Origin of the sequence: Elizabethkingia bruuniana (assembly GCF_002024805.1) — a bacterium.
GTDB classification, from domain to species: Bacteria; Bacteroidota; Bacteroidia; order Flavobacteriales; family Weeksellaceae; genus Elizabethkingia; species Elizabethkingia bruuniana.
The window spans coordinates 710,393-730,007 of record NZ_CP014337.1 but is presented as its reverse complement, the minus strand read 5'-3'; the positions used below and the strand labels follow the sequence as shown (position 1 = coordinate 730,007).

The following is a 19,615-nucleotide window of genomic DNA, read 5'->3' as shown; positions in this document are numbered from 1 at the left end:
ATGGATAAGTTTTATGGTTTCTGTTACATATGTTACAACATTTTTAGTTTTAAATTGCATTAAAGCTTTTAAAAACCCGGATTTCCACCTACTTCTTATCTGTTAAAGCATTATAGTATTATCATACCTTAAATGGTCTCAAAGTTCCAGTATCCATTTGTTAAGACTGGTTTCGGAATCTAACTTCAGCTTCTTTTTAAGTCTGTATTTTCTGCTTTCAGCAGTCCGTAACGAGACATTTTCATACTGGGCAATTTCCTTGGTATTAAGCCCCAGTTTTATAAAAGCAGCCAATTTTAAGTCGTAGTCTGTAAGATTAGATTGATGGGACAATAACTGATCTATAAATCGGAATAGGTTTCCCGGAAGCGCGTCAGGAAAAAGGGGCTATTGGTTTTTGCTAATTCTATAATCTGATCGACAGAACCGTCCAATTGCCTTTTCAATTGCATATTTTCCATTGTCTGTTGTTCCAGTAAGTTTTCTTTTCTCAGTTGTTTTGTCCGATAAAACCTTAGGATAGCATAAATGATAATAAGAACTAATACTACAAAGCCGGAGAATATAAAATACAAGTTCTTTTTTTGTTTTTGTTTCTCTTGCATTTCCTGTTGAAGTAATTTGTTTACAACAATATTTACCGCAGCTTTTTCTTCATTTTTTATAGTGTCATTTATGGCTTTATATTTTTTCAGATACTCATTGGATTTCTCAGCATTATTAAGATAGCCATAAGTATTGGAAATGGAATCGAAAGCAGTTCTGGTATACGTCCTGAATTCCGTCTTTTGCAAAGCCGAAACAGATTTCAGATAATATTCCAAAGCTTGATGATAATCTCCTTTTACCTGGTACAATTTTCCGTAACTAAAAAGAGTAATTCCACTTACTGCCATACTATTGTAATCCGGAGCAGCGTCTGCTTTGTTCAGATAATAAGCAGCTGAATCCAGCTGAATTCTTTTGTCGATAAAACCATCGGCGATTTTGCTATAAGTAATAGCACTGGGCATAATACGGATTAGTTTTTTCTCTATATTTCTCAGAGAATCCTGCTGATTGAGAAAATTAAGGCGCTTCCAGGTATAAATGGAAAATAAAGAAAAGGTCTTTTGCTTTTCGTTGGGTATCTTTTTAGCATAATCTATAGCTTTCTCAAAACTTTCATTGGACTGTTTTTGTAAGCCCAACCTGGTATAAATCCGTGCATACTCACCATAGAACCTTGTCTGAAATAAAGGATTCTTGCTTCCTTTCATTTCCTCCCCGGCCTTATCAAGGTAATGCATACTTTCTTTCAGTTTGTCTACAGAAAACAGCAATGATGCAATATTGGTATATGCTGTAATAATTCCGTCTTTATCATTTAGCTTTTTATATTTTTCCAGAGCTTTAACATTAAAGTCCATTGCCTTCGCCAGTTCTCCCTTATCATAATATTCAAAGGTCTTTTTTATAGGCTCGGGAAAAAAGGAATAATCCTGAGCCGGATATTTTTGAAGCAGCAGAATAAGAAATAATAATAAAATCTTTATCGAAGAAATTTTGCCAGGCATTAGTGATGATTTTACAACGATTAAAGATAAACAGAATTATGATTCAAAGTTTTCAAATTTTGCTTTCCAAATAATATCCCATCTTCAGAAGCAATGAAAATTGATAATAATTCTCTCAAACAAGATTCCCCTTTTCACTTCATCTATACGTTACACCAAAAGTCAAGAAACTGTATTACAGCACATTAAACAGATGAAGTACAATTGCAGTAAAAGTTTTTCATGATAACGGAAATAGATTTGTACCAGAAAAACAAAATATTCACACCTCCAAAGGCAGCAAATTTTAGATCGATTAAAAAATACCAGATACGTAACATATGTTACAAAAAGCACCAGCTTTTAATATCAGCTTTGCAAGTTCATAAACACAATAACAATTATTTAAAAAAAATGAATATGAAAAATGAAGTGAAATTTATTACGATATGGGTGGTCCTTATATTTCTATTTTTATTAGCCATATCATCCTTTAGTCCAAATAACAACGCTAAAAATGAAGAAAGCAATATTGCTTTACAAGCAATTACTAAAAAGCAATAACAGGTCACTGGCAACATATTACTCTTAGCAATACATACATTAAAAAACTTCTCAACTACCTCCTTTTCTGATGAACTGCCTCTACGGTTAAAAAGAGTAACAATTACACTTGTTTATACAAGCTTTAAACATATCTGGTAAGCATTAGAAAATAAAAAACACAAAAATGGAAAACTTACAACAAATACCAGCGTTTAAATCATCTCCTGAATTAATTAAAAAACTATATGAAAATAGTATAAAAAAAAGCTACAAAGCTGGAAGTGTTATTCTGAAGGAAAATGCTTATACACTATCTATACCTGTAGTTACTAAAGGTATTCTGAAGATCGTACGCAGAGAAAATGAGGATAAAGCAATCCTTCTGTATTACGTAAAAAAAGGAGAAACCTGTATCCTTCCGTTTTGGGGAAGCATATACAATATTACCAGTAGTCTGCGGGTAGAAGCAGAGGAGGACTCTGAAATCTATTTTCTCCCTATTCAAAAAGCCAGGCTCTTTATAAAAGAGCATCCACAGTGGCTGGACTACATTCTTCTACTTTTCATAAAGCATTATGAAGACCTTATTAATGTAGTAGATTATGCGTATAAAAAAACTGATGAACGTTTGCTGTATTTACTAAAAAACAAAGCTGAAGTAACACGATCCAGAGTAATACCAATAACCCACAAACAACTAGCTTATGAGCTACTTACATCACGTGTAGTTATTTCCCGCCTGTTGAAACAATTAGAAGAAAAAGGAGTTTTGAAGCTCAACAGAAATCAGATTACACTGATATAGAAAAAACAACATTTCCATTTTTCACTTTAAATATATATTATGTCAGATTCATTCAATACTACTATAAATTCATCATTAAGAAATATTTTATTCCCATTAGTTACCAGTACAGGATCAATACTTACAGGCTTTTATATGCTTAGTCTTTTAATAGAAAATCAGATAGCATCTTCTCAGATTCCCGGAATTCTTTTTATAGCATCAGGTTTATCTCTGAGCATTTTCTCTGTTCAGAATTACAAGCTTATTAATGGCTGGGGGCTTTATCTTTTATTCGGATTATTAATACTGCTAACAGGAATTTATATTACTGTATCAGAACCTTCTGTATACGTTACAGGATTAGCTTCTTTGCTTCGTTCAGGTATTTTACTGGGCGCTGCGTGGGATCTTAAAAAGCACGAACATGCTGATTGGGGCAATATAGGTATTGCAAGTATTACCGGAGTTATTTTTTCTGTAATACTGATTGCCGGCCCTGACACTCTGGAGCTTCCTGTAAATTTTGTAATGGCAGGTTTATTTATCTCAACCGGAATTGCAGGTCTATTATTATACTTGGAGCTAAGAAAAGTAAACAGATTTTACGGGCTACTAAAGAAACTGACAAAAAGTACAAAACTGGTGTCGATTGCATAGAAAGTACTGTTCTTCAGATCTCTGAATATATATTTATATAAATGATATAGTGTAACAATAGTTACCAATGCCAATATAATTTAATTACATATTTGTATTCAAGATACAAACACAAATAATCATACAATAATAAGAGTAGCAATACTCGTCTCTTTTAATCAATTTAAATTTTAAAACTATGAAGAAGTTATTTTTAGTTTGGGCAGCAGCGCTGGCCATGGTCTTAATCTCATGTTCGCGTGACAATGATAACAATACAGACATCCCGCTAACGCCAAGCCAGATTCTGGCATCTACACCATGGGAAACTACAGGAGCTAAAGACGCTGCCGGTGGCAAAGTAGATCTTAACGATCCTAACGTTATCAATTTTGTAGGTTTTGCTTATTTCAAAGACAACGGAACTTTTACCATGTATAATCTGGATGACTCTCCAAAGATGCGAGGCGACTGGTCTGTATCTCCTGATGGAAAAACCAGAACCATTGTAGCTAAAAATGCTAATGGTGAAGTAATATTTACACGCGTGGTGGACATTACGGTACTAACGAAAGCTGAGTTTACTTACAGGGTTTATCCAAATGCTGATGATAAAACTGTTTATTATGATATTATCCACACTCCTACCAATCATAAGGAGCCAATTACAATAAATCCGTAATACAGAAATATCATACAAATAAAATCTATTCTCTCCGCTTTTCAACTAATAATCTACTCATACAACATAGATATTCCAATATATTTCATAAGCAATTTTATTCAGATGATAACATACTTTTATCAATACAGCGGAGAGAATTTTACATAAAATTTTCATCATTCATTTGTGTTTCGTGATCAGCTAACTTCGGGAGGCTGGTCACTTTTATAAAAAATTGGCTTTATCTGTTGGTATGAATGTGAAACTAATTTGAAGCCACAGTCCGGTTATAATAACCGGACTTTTTATTTTCAGTGATATACTAAATAAAAATTCTGCTTAACTTTAGCTATAGCTAAAACACCTATTATGAAATACAATATCTTCAAATCCTTGTCGCCTTTATTATTCCTGCTGATTATGGGAATTGGGAAACTATCTGCACAAAACACTACGCCTGAAATACCTTACCCAAAACAATGCCTGCAAGTACTAAAACTAAGCTCGGATAAAATGATCTTCACAAAAGATAAAACGGAAAAGCCCGTAAAAGCTATATTTTTCATTAATCCACAGAAGCGCACACTGGACTTTAGCATTAGTGAAACTGACAAATTAGGCACCATGAGGAAAACTGAGATTACGAATATGAATTGTACTATAAGTCCGAATTTTAAACAAGGCAAAATCATATATAGTATAATTGAAAATAATAATGATGGTACGTATTCTGCAAATGAAGTCTTACTGGAAGCAACACCAACCGGACTTTATTTTTCTAATAATAAAGATTCAATGAGGGATAAAGTGCTGTTTTCTATAAAAAGAAAATAAATGGGTTTACCCATTTTCATACACTATTACTATGAATAAATTCATAATATATCTTATATTGATTATACTGACAATGCTTCCTGTAAGTTATGCCCAATATAACCCGTTTATAAAAACGACCTGGAAAATAGACCATATTGCTCCTAATGGTAAAGCTATCCTTGTAAAGGCAAAATGGATTAACCTATCAAAAGAGCGGGCTAAGTTTCATTTTATACAATTTGAAGATAATTTCAATTATCAGACTGGTATTTCATGTTATAATGCCCTGGGACTTTATCGTGTAAGGGAAAACAATATTATTGAACTTTCAACCAGTGACGGAGCTATGAGCCCGGATTGTGAAGAACCTAAAATCTTGTCCGGATCTTATTATTTTAAGGAAAATAATAACATTGTAGAGCTAACCCCATTATATGAAGAAACCCCTTCCACTATTGATGCAATAGCAACAAAATCTAATCCCCCCGAAGCAAAAGGTTTTCCAGCTAAAGAGACAAAACAGAAAATAAAGAAACGTCCAAAATATAAGAAGATAATCAGATAGTTATCAATTATAAATTCATTAAATTTACATACAGGCACATCTTAAAATCACAATATAAATCTATTCTGTCAGCATGGATTTAAAATCAAATGAGCCATTTTGGCTAATTAAAAACGGATTAATTCAGTCTTTCCCATCTCTGATGGAGGACAAAACTTGCGATGTATTAATTGTTGGTGGTGGTATTACCGGAAGTCTTATTGCTCATCAATGTATTAAAGATGGTTATAATACTATTCTGATAGATAAGAGAGAAATTGCCAACGGAAGTACTTCTGCAACAACCTCTATGCTACAATATGAAATTGATATCCCCTTATACAAACTATCGGAGATGATTGGTGATGAAGGAGCCATTGCAAGCTATAAAGCATGTTCGGATAGTATTGATACAATAGAAGATATTGTAAAACAAATCCATACCAGAGCAGGTTATAAAAAGAAAAAGTCTCTTTATTTTGCTGCACGAAAGAAAGATGTACAGTGGTTGCAAAAAGAATTTGAAGCCCGCCGAAATGCAGGTTTCGATGTAAAATGGCTAAGTGCAGACAGTATTCTAAAACAATATGGAATAGAGAAAACTTTTGGAGGTATTATTTCTGCGCAAGGAGCAAGTATTGATGCCTTTATGCTGGTTCATAAAATACTAGCATACAATCAGAAGAAAGGGCTGCAAATATATGATCGAACAGAGCTAAAGGAAGTGAAATCCGGTAAAACATTCAATGAGGTAATATTGAATACAGAAGCTACTATTAAAGCAAAAAAAATTATATACTGTACGGGTTACGAAAGCACCAATATGATTAAAGAAAACTTTGTAAAACTAATCAGTACCTATGCTATAGTTTCTGAAGCTAAGCCTGAAAAATATAAGAAATTCAATAATCTATTGGTATGGAATACGGAAGATCCTTACATCTATCTAAGAACAACTGATGACGGAAGAATATTAATAGGTGGTGAAGATGAGGCGTTTCGTGATCCTGAAAAAAGGGATAGCCTAATTACTGACAAGGAGCAAAAGCTTCTACACTCTTTTCAAAAATATTTACCTCTTACAGAGTTTCAATCTGACTTTGCATGGGCAGGAACTTTTGGAACTACTAAAGATGGTCTGCCTTATATTGGAGAACACAAAGATTTTCTAAACACTTATTTTGTATTAGGTTTTGGAGGCAATGGTATCACATTTTCAGTAGTGGGTATGGAAATGGTTTCTTCCTGGTTAAAAGGAAAAAAACATAAACTTACAGAATGGTTTAGATTTCATAGATAAATCAATACATAAACCCGGAAATCCTTTTATTTTAGAGAATAATATTGAATATTTTATTTCCTTACGGAAGTAAATCATTGAAGGATCCGAATTATGAAAACACATTTTTATCAGGTAATTATTAACCGAAACATTAAATACCAAAAATGGATGTTCCAAGTCCTGTAAAACGTTATATATCAAATGTAAACAAAAAAGGTCCCGATTGCTCGGGACCTACCAAATCACAAAAAATTTTATAAAAAAAATTTATTCACTTCAAAAGTACAAATTATTTTAACATACACAACAGTATTAAGAAAAATTTAATATAAAACACATATCTCCCTGAATAGAGAATTTAAAAATAAATAAAAGAAAAGCCCTAAAATAGGGCATAATCAGAATACAAAAAATATTTACTTTTCATTTTTCACTTTTGAGACATTAAGAACTGTTAAGAAAAAAATATTTGAGATACAGCACTATATAATGTCCTATACTATATTCGGAAATTAATTTGCCTGACCTATATCTAGTCTTTCGAACTTTCCATTTGCATTTTGATGAAACTTAAAAAATACACGAAATGTCCCCCACTGTCCGGCTTTAAAATTTCCATATAAGGTTTTCCCATCATCTTCTACTTTATCTATGCTCAGAAATTTTTCATTCCCCAGTGCTTTGGCAAAAAAAGATTTAAATTCTATCCTATGGCCATCGTCCGTCATTTCGGGGTTCTCCGTAAAGTATGAATACAATTTCGTATCCCCGCTTTGCAAGGCTTCAATAGCATTTTTCACTTGTTTGTTTGTAATTTTTGATAAATCCATCATGTGTGTTTTTGGGAATTGTTGTTTTATAGGTGATTCTGAGTTCTGTTTCTGTGCATAACCTGTAAAAGAAAGGCACAGACTACAAATGAATAAAGCTTTCATAACATTTAGATTTTCAGCACTTTTAATTTTTCAAAGGATGCTGTAAATAAATAATTAGCAGATTAAGCAACAGGAATGGTAACTCTATAAGTGCTCCTTTAAAATCCCTGTCTGAAATCTGAAAACAAATAATAAGTAATATACCGGCGGCCATGAGAAAATTTCCCCATACAAAAGTTTTTGGAAAAAGAATTAATACTGCAGAGAGCATAGTAACCAATCCGTTTATCATAACCCCGGATTTTCCAATATGCCATTTTCCGAACATTTCCAGCATTTCAGGTTTTCCTGTAAACATAGCCGATCCTTGCTTAAATCCCATAAATACAGCAAATAAAATAAGAATCGCATTTATAATCTTTAGTACCATAATTTTCAGGAATTAAAAACAGAAAACTCCTAATTAAAAAATTGAAGAGCTTTCTGTTCCTGGATTAGTTATCTTGTTGTATAGCCTCCATTGGCAAAAATAGTCTGCCCGGTAATCCACCAACCGTCGCTTACCAGAAATTCCACCAGCGGAGCAATATCTTTAATATCCGTTAAGCCACCTAAAGCTGAAGCCGACTTATGATAAGCTACAGCATCCGAGCTTTCCTGTCCATAGAAGAAAGGAGTATCCATAGGCCCTGGCGCTACAGCAGTTACAGAAATACCTCTGTCACCAAATTCTTTAGAAGCTGCTCTTGTGAAATGTTCTACTGGAGCTTTCATACCCTCATAAGTAGAATACAAGCCTGTATAAGCTGCCAAAAGAGAAGTTACAATAGTACAGATCTTTCCGTTATCATTTAACTTTTTACCTGATTCCTGGATAAAGAAATAGGCTACTTTGGAATTGATATCGGACATCTGATCATATTCAGCTTCTGTTGTTTCTGTAAACGGTTTTTTCAGTACCATACCTACGGTATTAATTGCAATATCTACACCCCCAAATCTGGAAACCGTCTCATCGAACAACTTAGTAATATTTTCTACTTTTGTAAGATCACCCTGGAACAGAAATGCTTCAGCTCCTGCTGCCTGAACATCTGCAAGCGTTTTTTCGGCATCGGCTTTTGTAGCATCACTATTATAATGAATTGCCAGTTTTGCACCTTTAGCTGCAAAATCACGGCTTAACAATCCACCAAGATTTTTCGCACCACCTGCAATTAAAACTACTTTGTTTTTTAAATCATTTTTTGACATCATATGTATATTTGAAATTAGTGTTACAAAAGTGCATAATACTCACCCATAATTCATGGTGAACTTTTCGGAACTTATCAAATATAAAAACAATTTGAATCAAATAAATTCACCTAAAGCAATTAATCAACTTATTTACAGCACATGTAGAACGTATGTAGTATATAAAAAAGGGAAGCCATCATATCGACGCTTCCCTCTCTCTGTAATTATTAGTCCTTGTATAAAATTACCAGCCTGGATTTTGTTTGAAATTCTTATTCAGCAATAACTGATCTTTAGGCAATGGGTACAGATACATTTTATTGTCCCATGCTCTTGCTGTAATATTAGGATATACACGAACATAGCCCTGTGCATCCCGCAGTACATTATCTACCTGCGAATTACCATTGGCATCTTTCGGGTAAGTTGCTTTATAAGCATCTGTAAGCTTCATTCCCGTTATTGTTTTAGAATTATTAATCAGCTCTCCGGCTCTCCATCTTAACAAATCTTTGAAACGATAGCCATCTCCTGCCAATTCAACACGGCGTTCTCTTCTAATCTCCTGAAGTGGCAGGCTAATTCCCGGAAAAGGTGTATTGGGATCGGCAGTAAGGCTAGCCAATGACATATCAGGCATGCCTACACGTTTTCTTAATTTATTAATAGACATGTCCAGTACATCCTGAGTAAGCTGCCCCAATTCTGCTTTGGCTTCTGCATAGTTTAGTAAAACTTCAGCATAGCGGAAAATAAAGTGGTCTATATTATCCTGATTGGCATTTTGTAATTTTACATCCGAGGATCTTCCTTTTATAATCTGATAACCTGTAGAAGTAGCACTGGTTCCTATATTAGGCCTCTCCAGTTTGGCAGTTGAGCCATTTTCATTGATTGTAATAACAAAACCTGGTGTAGCAATTGTCTGCGGATACCGGGGATCTCTATTTTTCACTTCATTTTCCGGTGTATCATCGCCGGCATACAATGGTGAAACAGAAATTGGCTTCCCATCTGTACACAGATAACTTTCGATTAAAGACTTACTGTATCCATTTCCATTACCAGCCCCTCTGCTATAATTGGTTGTACTGATATTGGTAATGTATATTCTGGACAAAATACTTTCTTTATTTTTAGACAGATCATCCTGAATAAACAGGCTATTATAGTCAGCATCAGGTTTGCCGGTAGAATAAATTTCATATTTACCTGAATTTATAACCTGAAGCGAAGCATCTGCCCCCGCTTGTAAAAATACTTCAGCATCTCCCAGATTATGGTATTTTCTAAAAGTTCCTTCCCATAGGGCAATTCTTGACTTCAAAGCTAAAGCTGCATATTTATGCACTCTGTTTTCAGTTGTTGGTTCCCCTAGATTTGCTATTGCAAAATCAAGATCTTTTAATACAAAATCCATTACTTTTTTATGTGGGTCTCTTGGATTATATAATTCCGGTGAAGTCTCGTTCAGGTCAGTTTCGTATATAGGAACATCACCAAATCGAACCACTTTATCCCAATAAAACATCGCCCTGAAAAACCTAACCTCTGCATTGTATCTGTTTTTTATATCTTGCCCTAATTGTGGATCCGCATTTTTTCTTAAAAAATAATTACAGGCTCTAATATTAGACCAATCACCAGCGGACCATCCACCACCTGAACCCGGAACCTGATCTGTTCCCGCCAGAAAACTGTTAATACTATTTGGAACCTGATTATCCGATTGAGAATCCTGATCAGAAAACTCTACCGGTAAGCTTGTATAAAATTGATTGGTATAGAGCTTCAAATCATTTTCAGTCTTAAAAAGCACATCTTCAGTCAATTTATCCTGTGGAGACCTGTCCAGAAGTTCGTCCCTCTTACAAGAAGACATATTAATTAGAGCTGCAATAGCAGCCGTATAAATCAATTGTTTTTTATTTAGTTTCATGATATTAAATTTTTAAAAACGAAGCTGAGCTCCAAATGAAATAGATTTACTAATTGGATAAGTAGCTCCCGAAAGGAGGTACTCCGGATCAAAATTTTTGAACATACTGGTAAACGTAAACAGGTTTTGTCCGGTAATATAAAGCCTCAAATACTTAAGCTTTATACTCTCCAAAACTTCCTGTGGAAGTGTATAACCTATCGTTATTTGTTTTGCTCTCAGATAAGCGGCACTCTGAAGGTACTTGGTCTGGGTCTGGAAATTTCCGCCGCCACCAAATCTAAGTCTCGGAAAATAGGCATTGGTATTATCTGGCGTCCAAAATTGTCCCACATGTGCTTGTGTTGGCACATCCCATTCGCTGGTATATCCCCAAAAGGCGTTTCCACCCGGCATCCAGTCAGCCTTTCCTACCCCTTGCAAGAAGATAGTCATGTCGAAATTCTTATATTGAAAATCCAGATTAATGCTATATTGATATCTCGGTGTACTGTTTCCTATTATCCTGCGGTCGCCCGGGTTAGAAAGCGTATTATCACCTTGGTCAATTTTACCATCTCCATTCAGGTCTTTATACTTAATATCTCCGGCCAGCCATTGACCTCCGAAAAGAAATTTTTGATTCCAGTTCTGCGCATCAGCATCTGTTTTAAAATAGCCATCTGTTTCATACCCCCATATTTCACCTAATTTTTGGCCAACATAATATGTTCCGATGTTTCCGTTAGGGTTTTGCCCAAACTTGGTAATACGTGCCTGGTAATCTGATAAACCTAATGTTACCGAATATCGGAAATCTTCACCAACCCTATCCTTCCAGATAAGACTGGCCTCAAATCCTCTGTTGCGGAGGTCTACAGAATTCTGAAGAGGTACTCCGGTGCCCAACACCGCAGGTACAGCAGCTCCGGCATACAACATATCCTTGGTATCCCGGATATAGTAGTCAAAACTTCCGGACAATTTGTTGTTTAATAAGGAAAAATCAATACCTAGGTTTTGGGAAGTTACCTTTTCCCAAGTAAAGTTAGAGCTTACAAGCCCGGGAGCATTAATATAAGGTTTCTGTTCTGTCCCGAAGATGTAACTACCTAAATTAACACCCATTGTAGCCAGATATGGGTAATTATTATCACCTCTGTTTCTTCCTAATTTCTGGCTGGCAGAAGTTCCGTAGGATGCTCTTACTTTTAGTTCATTTATCACCTTTTTCAAGGGGTTAAAGAATCCTTCCTTAGAAATTCGCCACCCCACTGATGCTGAAGGTTGGAAAGAATAACGGTGATCTCTTGCGAATCTTGAAGTTCCGTCATAACGTCCGTTTACTTCAAACAAATACTTTTCATCGTATACATAATTAATTCTGGAGAAAGATCCTGCAACCGCCCAATCATTGATTCCTCCTCCAACTATAGGGTTAGGATCATAGTTCAGATTAATAGAGGGCAAATCCTGATTAACAAGGTTTTTAACACTTACATTAACACTTTTGAATTGCTTCAGTTCCTGATTATATCCCACCATCGCTTTTATATAATGCTTCCCTCCGAATGTATTTTCATACTGAGCATAGGCATTGATAGCCTGGTAACGGTCATTAAAATTTTCTTCGGTAACCCTAGCCGGCGTTGTCCATGGATAAACACCCAGCAAAACTCCGTTAGCTCCATATTCATTAAAAGCTTTTGTATTGGTAGTACGATTATAGGTATAGTTATTCCAGGTATAATCCGCAATAATATTTACATGCTTCATCGGCTTCAGGTTGATTCCCCCGGTAAGCCAGATATCATTGTCTTTTGTAATATTACGTCCGTTATATTCCAGAATAGCAAGTGGATTGGTAAATCCGCCTTGCCCGGAATAGTGTCCATCCGGATGTTTAATTGGCATAAGCGGTCTCAAATCATTTTTAATCAGTTCCGCACTTCCATAACTTACACTTGCAGGATCATTATTATCCGTTCTGTTAAAAGTAATTCTGGTATTCACATCCAGCCATGGAGCCAGTTCAGAATCTAATTTAAATGAAACATTGTACTTCTGAAATTTTTGTTTAGAAGCCTCTAAAGTTCCGGCCTGATCCAGATATCCTAATGATGCATAATAGGTTGTTTTATCACTACCTCCACTCAATGATAAATTATGCGACATTTGCGGCGCCCAGCTTGGGTACAATGCTTTTACCCAATCTGTATTTCCGGTATACCTGTAAAGTCTTGGATTTCCCGGATCTACATAAACTGCATTTTCAGGAGAAGGATGTTGCATAAAATATTCGGCTCTGCGTAAATCTTCAGCTGTAAAAGGAGAAGATGCAGCTCCCGCTCCGGTTGCAGCTCCTGTAGCACTAGCTTCCATATGGCTTTTGATGTAGTCAACGGAATTCATAGTACCAAAAATCTTTGTGGGGCGGCTTAGAGTATAGTCGTAGTTATAACTTACAGCCATACGTGCATTCTTCTTACCCGTTTTAGTAGTAATAAGTACCACACCATAGGCTCCCCGCACACCATAAATAGCTGTAGAAGCTGCATCTTTTAATACTGTTACTGTAGCTACATCTGCAGGGTTAATCAGGTTAGGGTCCATCTGCACATTGTCTACCAGAATTAGCGGATCTCCACCATTAATAGAAGTTGTCCTCCTGATATTAAAAGTTGATCCTTGTCCGGGTTTTCCTCCAGCCATATTAATATTAAGGTTGGGAATTAAACCTTGAAGCCCTTGCCCTATATTGGTAATAGGACGACTTTCGAGTTGCTTTGCAGAAACAGAAGCAACAGCTCCGGTAAGATTAACTTTCTTCTGTTTACCGTAACCTACAATAACGACTTCGTCAATGTCCTTCGTTTTGTTGGTTGAATCTTTCTTTTTCTGAATTTCTTTTTTAGATGGGGTTTGCTGTGCGCTAAGCATCTGTACTCCGCCAAAAGAGCACAGGAAAAACGCTATAGCAACCCCCGGGCTGTAAGAAGCCCGACAGGTTAGTGTTTTCATATTTTTGTTATTTGAGTTTGGTATTTAGTTTTTAAGACAAGTACATCTGTGCTCTGTTATCATTACCGATTAGAGCACTAATACACCTCTTAAATTATCGTTTTATTACTTTCTGAAATGATGCAGCATTGGCTATGACATCAAATCTGAATATCATAAATAAACATTCGTAAGTTCATTAGTATTCATTTATACTAACGAATCTGTTTAGCATGTTTTATACAGAAGAAGATATTGTTCTGTACAATCAGGTTTTGTGATTAAAAGAAATCGAGTTCAGCAATCGTCAGTGCCTGTGAATTCCCCGCAACTTCCTGAGCTGTCACCCTTATATAACGGGCCTTGACAGCCTGTTTAAAATAAAGGCTCCTCTTGGAAGGGTCATTCACAAGGTTTCCGAATTCAAAAGCAGATGCAGATTCCCATTTCTTTCCGTCCATACTCACTTCTATACTACCTTTAGCCATCATTCCACCACCAAATGCAGTTTGTGGTGTATATGCCATACCAGTTAAAGTGTAGAGACTTCCAAGGTCTATACTTAGACTTTGCGGAAGCATCTGACTTGTCGATTGCCAGAAGCTTTTAGGATTTGCATCAAAAGCTGCTTCAGCAGAATGATTCTTTGTTCCTTCTTTAGTTTCGACAAGTTTCCATTTGTTTTTAGCAATACTAACGGCCTCGGTTTGTACAGCTCCCCGTTCTCCTTTCAGGATAGCGACAGCCTTTACTGTTCCTTGTTCTTTTTCAAATGGTCCGTTATATTTCAATGAATTAGCACCAGGCTCGGAACCGTCTGTAGTATAGTAGATATCAAAATCTTTATTAGATTCTTTTGCTTCTTTTTTATCCTGAACTTTCCAGTCAAAAGGCTGTTTCTTTTCTTCTATAGAAACCTTTCCTGTTTTGTCCTGTGAAATAGTGAGTTGTGGTGGTCTCATTTTATAATAGTGAGCAGAAACACTGCTAATAGCAACATTACCTCGATCCTGCAATATACGCAGCCTTATTTTTCGGGTTGTAACTTCGGGGAAGCGCAGAATACGCTTATATCCTATATTGGTAGCTGTAGCTAATTCTTTCCAGACTCCGTCTATCCATGCATCCACAGCATGGCTTTCCACACGTTCACCATGTGTAGATACTGCTTCCTGCAAAACTATTCGGTTAAATGTTACAGGAACCTGAGTTTCTATAATAAGCTGATTATTGTTCAGTAAGGAATAGGTAGTATCATTATGATCCAGAACTTGTTTAGGGCCTTTAGCATTTGTCAAAAGATCTTTGCTATAAGTCTCCCGTATCCTTTTTCCGGTTTCACTCAGCACTTTTACATCCTGATCCGAAAACTTTCCTTCTCTGTTTGGCGGAACATTAAGTATAAATGTTGAATTTCCACCTACAGAGCGTTCATAAATATCAAATACATCATCTGCACTTCTTACCTTCTGATAAACATCATCCCGATAGAACCAACCTTCCCGAATGGATGTATCTACTTCAGCCTGTTGATAATGCAAGAAATGCCCATTATATAACCGGTCACGTCTTCCTATATTATCTTCCTCCCAGTCTGTCAATCCTGTGATTTCTGTTAAATCCTTATTGTTAAACGGCAATACATTCCATTCAGTTTTTCGGGTCACTCCGGCTTCGTTGCCACACCAGCGGACATCACCCTGACCAAATATTACAGCCTTAGGAGCTAATGTATGTATTACTTTTTTCCAGGCTTCGTAATTGTATTTCTGCCCTCCTTTCGTTTTAGGATGAGCGCCGTCAAACCAGACTTCATGTATTGGTCCATATTCGGTAAGAATTTCGAAGAGCTGATTCAGGAAATATTCATTATAATCATCGACTTCAAATTCAAATTTAGTTTTGTTGGAAAAAGGTCTTCCCGGAACTTCACGGGGAATAGTTCTTTTGGTATATTGACTAAGGTTACCATAAAGACCTTTGGGATTTTCAATCTGATATAAATCGGCAGGTGATAAGTATAATCCTAATTTTAAACCATATTTCTGACAAGACTTGGAAAGATCCCGCAGTATATCTCCTTGTCCTTTCTGAAAGTTTGTAGACATAATCCCGTGATCGGTATAACGACTTTGCCACAGCACAAATCCATCATGGTGTTTTACTGTTAGGATAACCATTTTCATTCCGGCATCCTTTAACGATTTACACCACTGGTCAGTATCCAGTTCTTTCAGATCAAATATTTTGGGATCCTCCATTCCGTTGCCCCACTCCATACGTGTAAAAGTATTGGGACCGAAATGTATAAAAGCAATGAATTCATTGCGCAAGGCATCAAGCTGATTTTTTGTAGGAACTACATGAGCTGCTTTTTCTATAATAAGCTCTTTACTGTCTGTAGGAGCTATTACAATAGTATTAGCCGGTATAATTTTGGCATTCTGCGCAAATATACAGACAAGTCCTTCCAGCAAAGCCAGAGAGGTGATACAGGTTTTAAGTTTCATGGTTGGTTTTAGTTTTCGATGGTTGTTATAGTTTCTATTTCATATTATTATTTTTTTATTGTTTCTCCACTTTTATTGATTCTTCTATATCAAAATTAGAAAATAATATAGAATATGCAAAAAAAATATCTAATTATTTGTCCGTATATACTAAATGTAGGATTCGTGTAGTATATAAACACTAAGTGTATTACGCAAAATTCATATTAAAACCTGAAATAATATAGCTAATATAGATGCTCTTTAATAATTTTAAATACAGACGCAACCATTAGAAAAAATATGCATCTTATAAAAGAACATCAAATCACTTATGCTAAATTTCCTGAAACCTGGATTTGTTACGGTATACTTAGGTATATGTTTTATAAGCTGCTCCGATATTGAAAAACGGGATAATATTACCTATGGTTATCTTACTGCTGCGCATGTAGAGGCAACAGAAATAAAACCCGTAGGAGAAATTAACAAGTTACAGGTTACTTATAATACCAGCAATACCTGTCAGTCATTTACCCAATTCCGAATATTGAAGAATATGAATAATATAACGAATGTAGGGGTAATTGGTTCACAGATTTACGGAAAGCAGTGTACTGACAAAAAGGAAGAGAAGAAGCACGAATTTACTTTTCGTCCGACTCAGGCAGGGGAATATACATGGAAATTCTGGGCAGGGAGGGATAGTGACCAAAGCAGTAAATATGTAGAGGTTACAGTAAATATTCCTGAAAAGAAGTAAATAGTCTGACAACTTTCTGTTTAATAACTTTAAAAATCAGAATCATGACAGAAAAGCAAAATATTTTCAAATTAATTATACTCATGGTAGTATACAATATTTTTAAAACATGCGATCGGTTTCTGGACTTCCTGTTTATGAGAAATACACAGGAATATCAGGAATAAAACATCCATAGAATTATATCAAAGGCTACTGCTAAATTTTACACTTAATCTTTCATTTATTTTTTTGATAAGCAGTAGCTTTTTCTCTTTCAAATAAATTTAATGGTTTGTCCTGATTACAATCCACTTCATATACAACGCTACAGCTAAACTTCGAACGCTTGATCCTTGTTTCTTTCTGCAGGTTTCGTGATATTTGCAATGTCGGTAACACAATAACCACAGTCTTATGCCAAATATTTTACTCATAGAAGACGATGACAGACTTTCCAGACTGATTACAAAAGGCTTACAGGAAGCCGAATTTGAAGTCAGTACAGCATACGATGGTATGACAGGAATGAAACTGGCTATGCAAAAAGATTTTGATCTGGTCGTTACCGATATCGTTTTGCCCAAAAAGGATGGATTGGATTTTTGCAAAGAAATAAAAGCATTAAAACCTAATCTGCCTGTAGTAATGCTTACAGCATTGGGTACTACCGACGACAAACTGGAAGGTTTTGATGCCGGGGCAGATGATTATCTTACCAAGCCTTTCGAAATGCGTGAGCTTGTAGCCCGAATAAAAGTACTACTAAAACGCTTTTCGCAACAACAGCAGCAAAAAGTATTTGTATTGCGGTATGAAGGCATCGAAATGAATCTGGAACAAAAAATTGTAAGCAGGGATAAAATTTCGATCAAACTAACACCCAAAGAGTTTAACCTTCTGAAGTTTATGCTTGAAAACTCGGAACGTGTGCTTTCCCGAATTGAAATTGCTGAAAAAGTATGGGAAACACATTTTGATACCGGCACCAATTTTATCGACGTATATATCAACTACCTGCGTAAAAAAATAGACAAGGATTTTCCAGTAAAACTTATTCATACAAAGGCCGGTATGGGCTTTATTCTGAAAAAGGATTATGAATCGGATATTTCATAAAAACATTATAAAATGAAAATACGGACCCGGCTTACTTTACTTTTCACACTGGTTACTGCAATGCTTCTAAGTGTTTACAGTATTACAGTATACTATTCTTCTAAAGAGGCCCGGGAGAAATCGTTCTATGGTGAGTTGCAGAACGAGGCTATAGCTAAAGCTGATTTGTTTTTTAAGAGTTCGCTTTCTGAACAAGAAATGCACAAATTATACAGAAACAACAACAGGACATTAAATGAAGTCCAGGTAGCTATTTACGATTCTGGTTATGATCTTATTTATCATGATGATGCAAAAGTAGATTATGTAAAGGAAAATTCTGAAATGCTTTCCGGCATTTTTAAAAAGAAAAAGACCAGCTTTTTTTTGGACAATCTACAGGTCATCGGAATTACGTATAATTATGCCGGGAAAACATATGCAGTTACAGCCGCTTCTTATGACAAATATGGCCATGTCTATGTTACAAATCTTTTGACAGTTAGCATTATCGCATTTTTTATTATCCTTATTCTGGTTTATCTCGCAGGGATTTTCTTTGCAAGTAAGGCACTGAATCCGGTAAGTGAAATGGTGAGTCAGGTAAAAAATATTACCGCAGGAAAACTTCAGCTAAGACTAAAAACAACCAAAGAAAAAGACGAATTAAATGAGCTCGCACAAAGCTTTAACGGAATGCTGGAACGACTGGAGAACTCTTTCGATGCTCAAAAGTATTTCGTATCCAATATATCGCATGAGCTTCGCACACCTCTTGCAGCTATTATAGCAGAGCTGGAACTGGCTTCTGAAAAGGAGCTTAGCGGGATGGAATACCAGCAGACAATAAAGCTTGCCTTGGAAGATGCCCGTAATATGACACGTCTGTCCGATAGCCTGATGGATCTGGCTAAAGCCAGCTATGATCCGAATGAGATCAGTTTTTCTGAAGTACGGCTCGATGAAATTCTTCTGGAATCCTATTCAGGAACAATAAAGGAAAATCCAAAATATAAAGTAGCACTTCATATTGATGATGCTGTTGAGGAACAACAACTAACTATGCAGGGAAATGAATATCTGTTGCGTGTAGCATTTAATAATCTTATCGATAATGCCTGCAAATATTCTCCGGAGTATTCCTGCACTGTAAATGTTACCATAAATTCCGGAGACCTTCATATTGATTTCACCAATACAGGTATTACCATAGCAAAGGAAGATCTGCAACATATTTTCGAGCCTTTTTACAGAAGCGAAAATTCCAAAACCGAAAAAGGCCATGGAATAGGTTTATTTCTCACTGAAAAAGTTATTCATCTCCATCATGCAGAAATACAGGTAACATCGGTACACGATAAAACCTCTTTTACAGTCATTTTCCACACATCCGGAATACAGAAAATATAAAATAAATCCCTTTAAAGTCTGACTCTAAAGGGAT

Annotated in this window: 18 protein-coding genes; 10 read left to right on the top strand and 8 right to left on the bottom strand. The window is 35.7% G+C overall.

All coding sequences use genetic code 11. The annotated features are described in order from the left end of the window. Positions 1-138 precede the first annotated feature (138 nt). Positions 139-333 carry a LuxR C-terminal-related transcriptional regulator gene (locus AYC65_RS21025; RefSeq protein ID WP_234300235.1) on the bottom strand — a complete coding sequence of 65 codons (195 nt, stop codon included), beginning with the start codon at positions 331-333 and terminating at the stop codon, positions 139-141. Between the two features lie 8 nt (positions 334-341). Beyond that, complete coding sequence (locus AYC65_RS03520) at positions 342-1,556, bottom strand: tetratricopeptide repeat protein (protein WP_234300234.1); 1,215 nt, start codon at positions 1,554-1,556, stop codon at positions 342-344. Between the two features lie 709 nt (positions 1,557-2,265). Here AYC65_RS03520 and AYC65_RS03510 point away from each other — a divergent pair. From AYC65_RS03510 to AYC65_RS03485, 6 genes are all read left to right on the top strand, one after another. Then, a complete protein-coding gene (locus AYC65_RS03510) occupies positions 2,266-2,886 on the top strand; it encodes a Crp/Fnr family transcriptional regulator (protein WP_021347957.1) in 621 nt (206 codons plus the stop codon). Positions 2,887-2,925: 39 nt separating this feature from the next. Further along, entirely contained in the window at positions 2,926-3,525 is a 600-nt protein-coding gene (locus tag AYC65_RS03505) for a hypothetical protein (protein WP_034869736.1), read from the top strand. Positions 3,526-3,703: 178 nt separating this feature from the next. After that, positions 3,704-4,186 (top strand): DUF4822 domain-containing protein, encoded by a 483-nt coding sequence (locus AYC65_RS03500; RefSeq protein ID WP_021347959.1) that lies wholly within the window; start codon positions 3,704-3,706, stop codon positions 4,184-4,186. 351 nt (positions 4,187-4,537) lie between these two features. Then, the gene (locus AYC65_RS03495) at positions 4,538-5,002 is read left to right on the top strand and encodes a hypothetical protein (RefSeq protein WP_034869737.1); all 465 of its coding nucleotides are present in this window, start codon (positions 4,538-4,540) and stop codon (positions 5,000-5,002) included. Positions 5,003-5,033: 31 nt separating this feature from the next. Next, the gene (locus tag AYC65_RS03490; RefSeq protein ID WP_034869738.1) at positions 5,034-5,549 is read left to right on the top strand and encodes a hypothetical protein; all 516 of its coding nucleotides are present in this window, start codon (positions 5,034-5,036) and stop codon (positions 5,547-5,549) included. A gap of 73 nt (positions 5,550-5,622) precedes the next feature. Continuing rightward, positions 5,623-6,828: an NAD(P)/FAD-dependent oxidoreductase gene (locus AYC65_RS03485; RefSeq protein WP_034869739.1), complete on the top strand. Its 1,206-nt coding sequence runs from the start codon at positions 5,623-5,625 to the stop codon at positions 6,826-6,828. 494 nt (positions 6,829-7,322) lie between these two features. Here the strand turns inward: AYC65_RS03485 and AYC65_RS03480 are convergent, their stop codons facing one another. The 6 genes from AYC65_RS03480 to AYC65_RS03455 all read right to left on the bottom strand — a co-directional run bounded on the left by AYC65_RS03480 (position 7,323) and on the right by AYC65_RS03455 (position 16,352). After that, complete coding sequence (locus tag AYC65_RS03480) at positions 7,323-7,745, bottom strand: hypothetical protein (protein WP_052114683.1); 423 nt, start codon at positions 7,743-7,745, stop codon at positions 7,323-7,325. Positions 7,746-7,767: 22 nt separating this feature from the next. Then, positions 7,768-8,115 carry a hypothetical protein gene (locus AYC65_RS03475; protein ID WP_034869740.1) on the bottom strand — a complete coding sequence of 116 codons (348 nt, stop codon included), beginning with the start codon at positions 8,113-8,115 and terminating at the stop codon, positions 7,768-7,770. A 68-nt stretch (positions 8,116-8,183) separates the two neighbouring features. Then, a complete protein-coding gene (locus AYC65_RS03470; protein ID WP_034869742.1) occupies positions 8,184-8,939 on the bottom strand; it encodes an SDR family oxidoreductase in 756 nt (251 codons plus the stop codon). Positions 8,940-9,168: 229 nt separating this feature from the next. After that, positions 9,169-10,863 (bottom strand): RagB/SusD family nutrient uptake outer membrane protein, encoded by a 1,695-nt coding sequence (locus AYC65_RS03465; protein WP_034869743.1) that lies wholly within the window; start codon positions 10,861-10,863, stop codon positions 9,169-9,171. Positions 10,864-10,875: 12 nt separating this feature from the next. Further along, complete coding sequence (locus AYC65_RS03460; RefSeq protein ID WP_059333791.1) at positions 10,876-13,863, bottom strand: SusC/RagA family TonB-linked outer membrane protein; 2,988 nt, start codon at positions 13,861-13,863, stop codon at positions 10,876-10,878. Positions 13,864-14,123: 260 nt separating this feature from the next. Beyond that, complete coding sequence (locus AYC65_RS03455; protein ID WP_034869745.1) at positions 14,124-16,352, bottom strand: alpha-L-fucosidase; 2,229 nt, start codon at positions 16,350-16,352, stop codon at positions 14,124-14,126. A 313-nt stretch (positions 16,353-16,665) separates the two neighbouring features. Between AYC65_RS03455 and AYC65_RS03450 the strand changes: the two genes are divergently transcribed. From AYC65_RS03450 to AYC65_RS03440, 4 genes are all read left to right on the top strand, one after another. Next, positions 16,666-17,094: a hypothetical protein gene (locus tag AYC65_RS03450; protein WP_034869746.1), complete on the top strand. Its 429-nt coding sequence runs from the start codon at positions 16,666-16,668 to the stop codon at positions 17,092-17,094. A 44-nt stretch (positions 17,095-17,138) separates the two neighbouring features. After that, positions 17,139-17,261, top strand: coding sequence for a hypothetical protein (locus AYC65_RS21170; RefSeq protein ID WP_021347971.1), 123 nt, complete (start codon positions 17,139-17,141; stop codon positions 17,259-17,261). A gap of 229 nt (positions 17,262-17,490) precedes the next feature. Then, the gene (locus AYC65_RS03445; protein WP_034869747.1) at positions 17,491-18,192 is read left to right on the top strand and encodes a response regulator transcription factor; all 702 of its coding nucleotides are present in this window, start codon (positions 17,491-17,493) and stop codon (positions 18,190-18,192) included. Positions 18,193-18,204: 12 nt separating this feature from the next. After that, entirely contained in the window at positions 18,205-19,581 is a 1,377-nt protein-coding gene (locus AYC65_RS03440) for a sensor histidine kinase (protein WP_034869749.1), read from the top strand. Positions 19,582-19,615 lie beyond the last annotated feature (34 nt).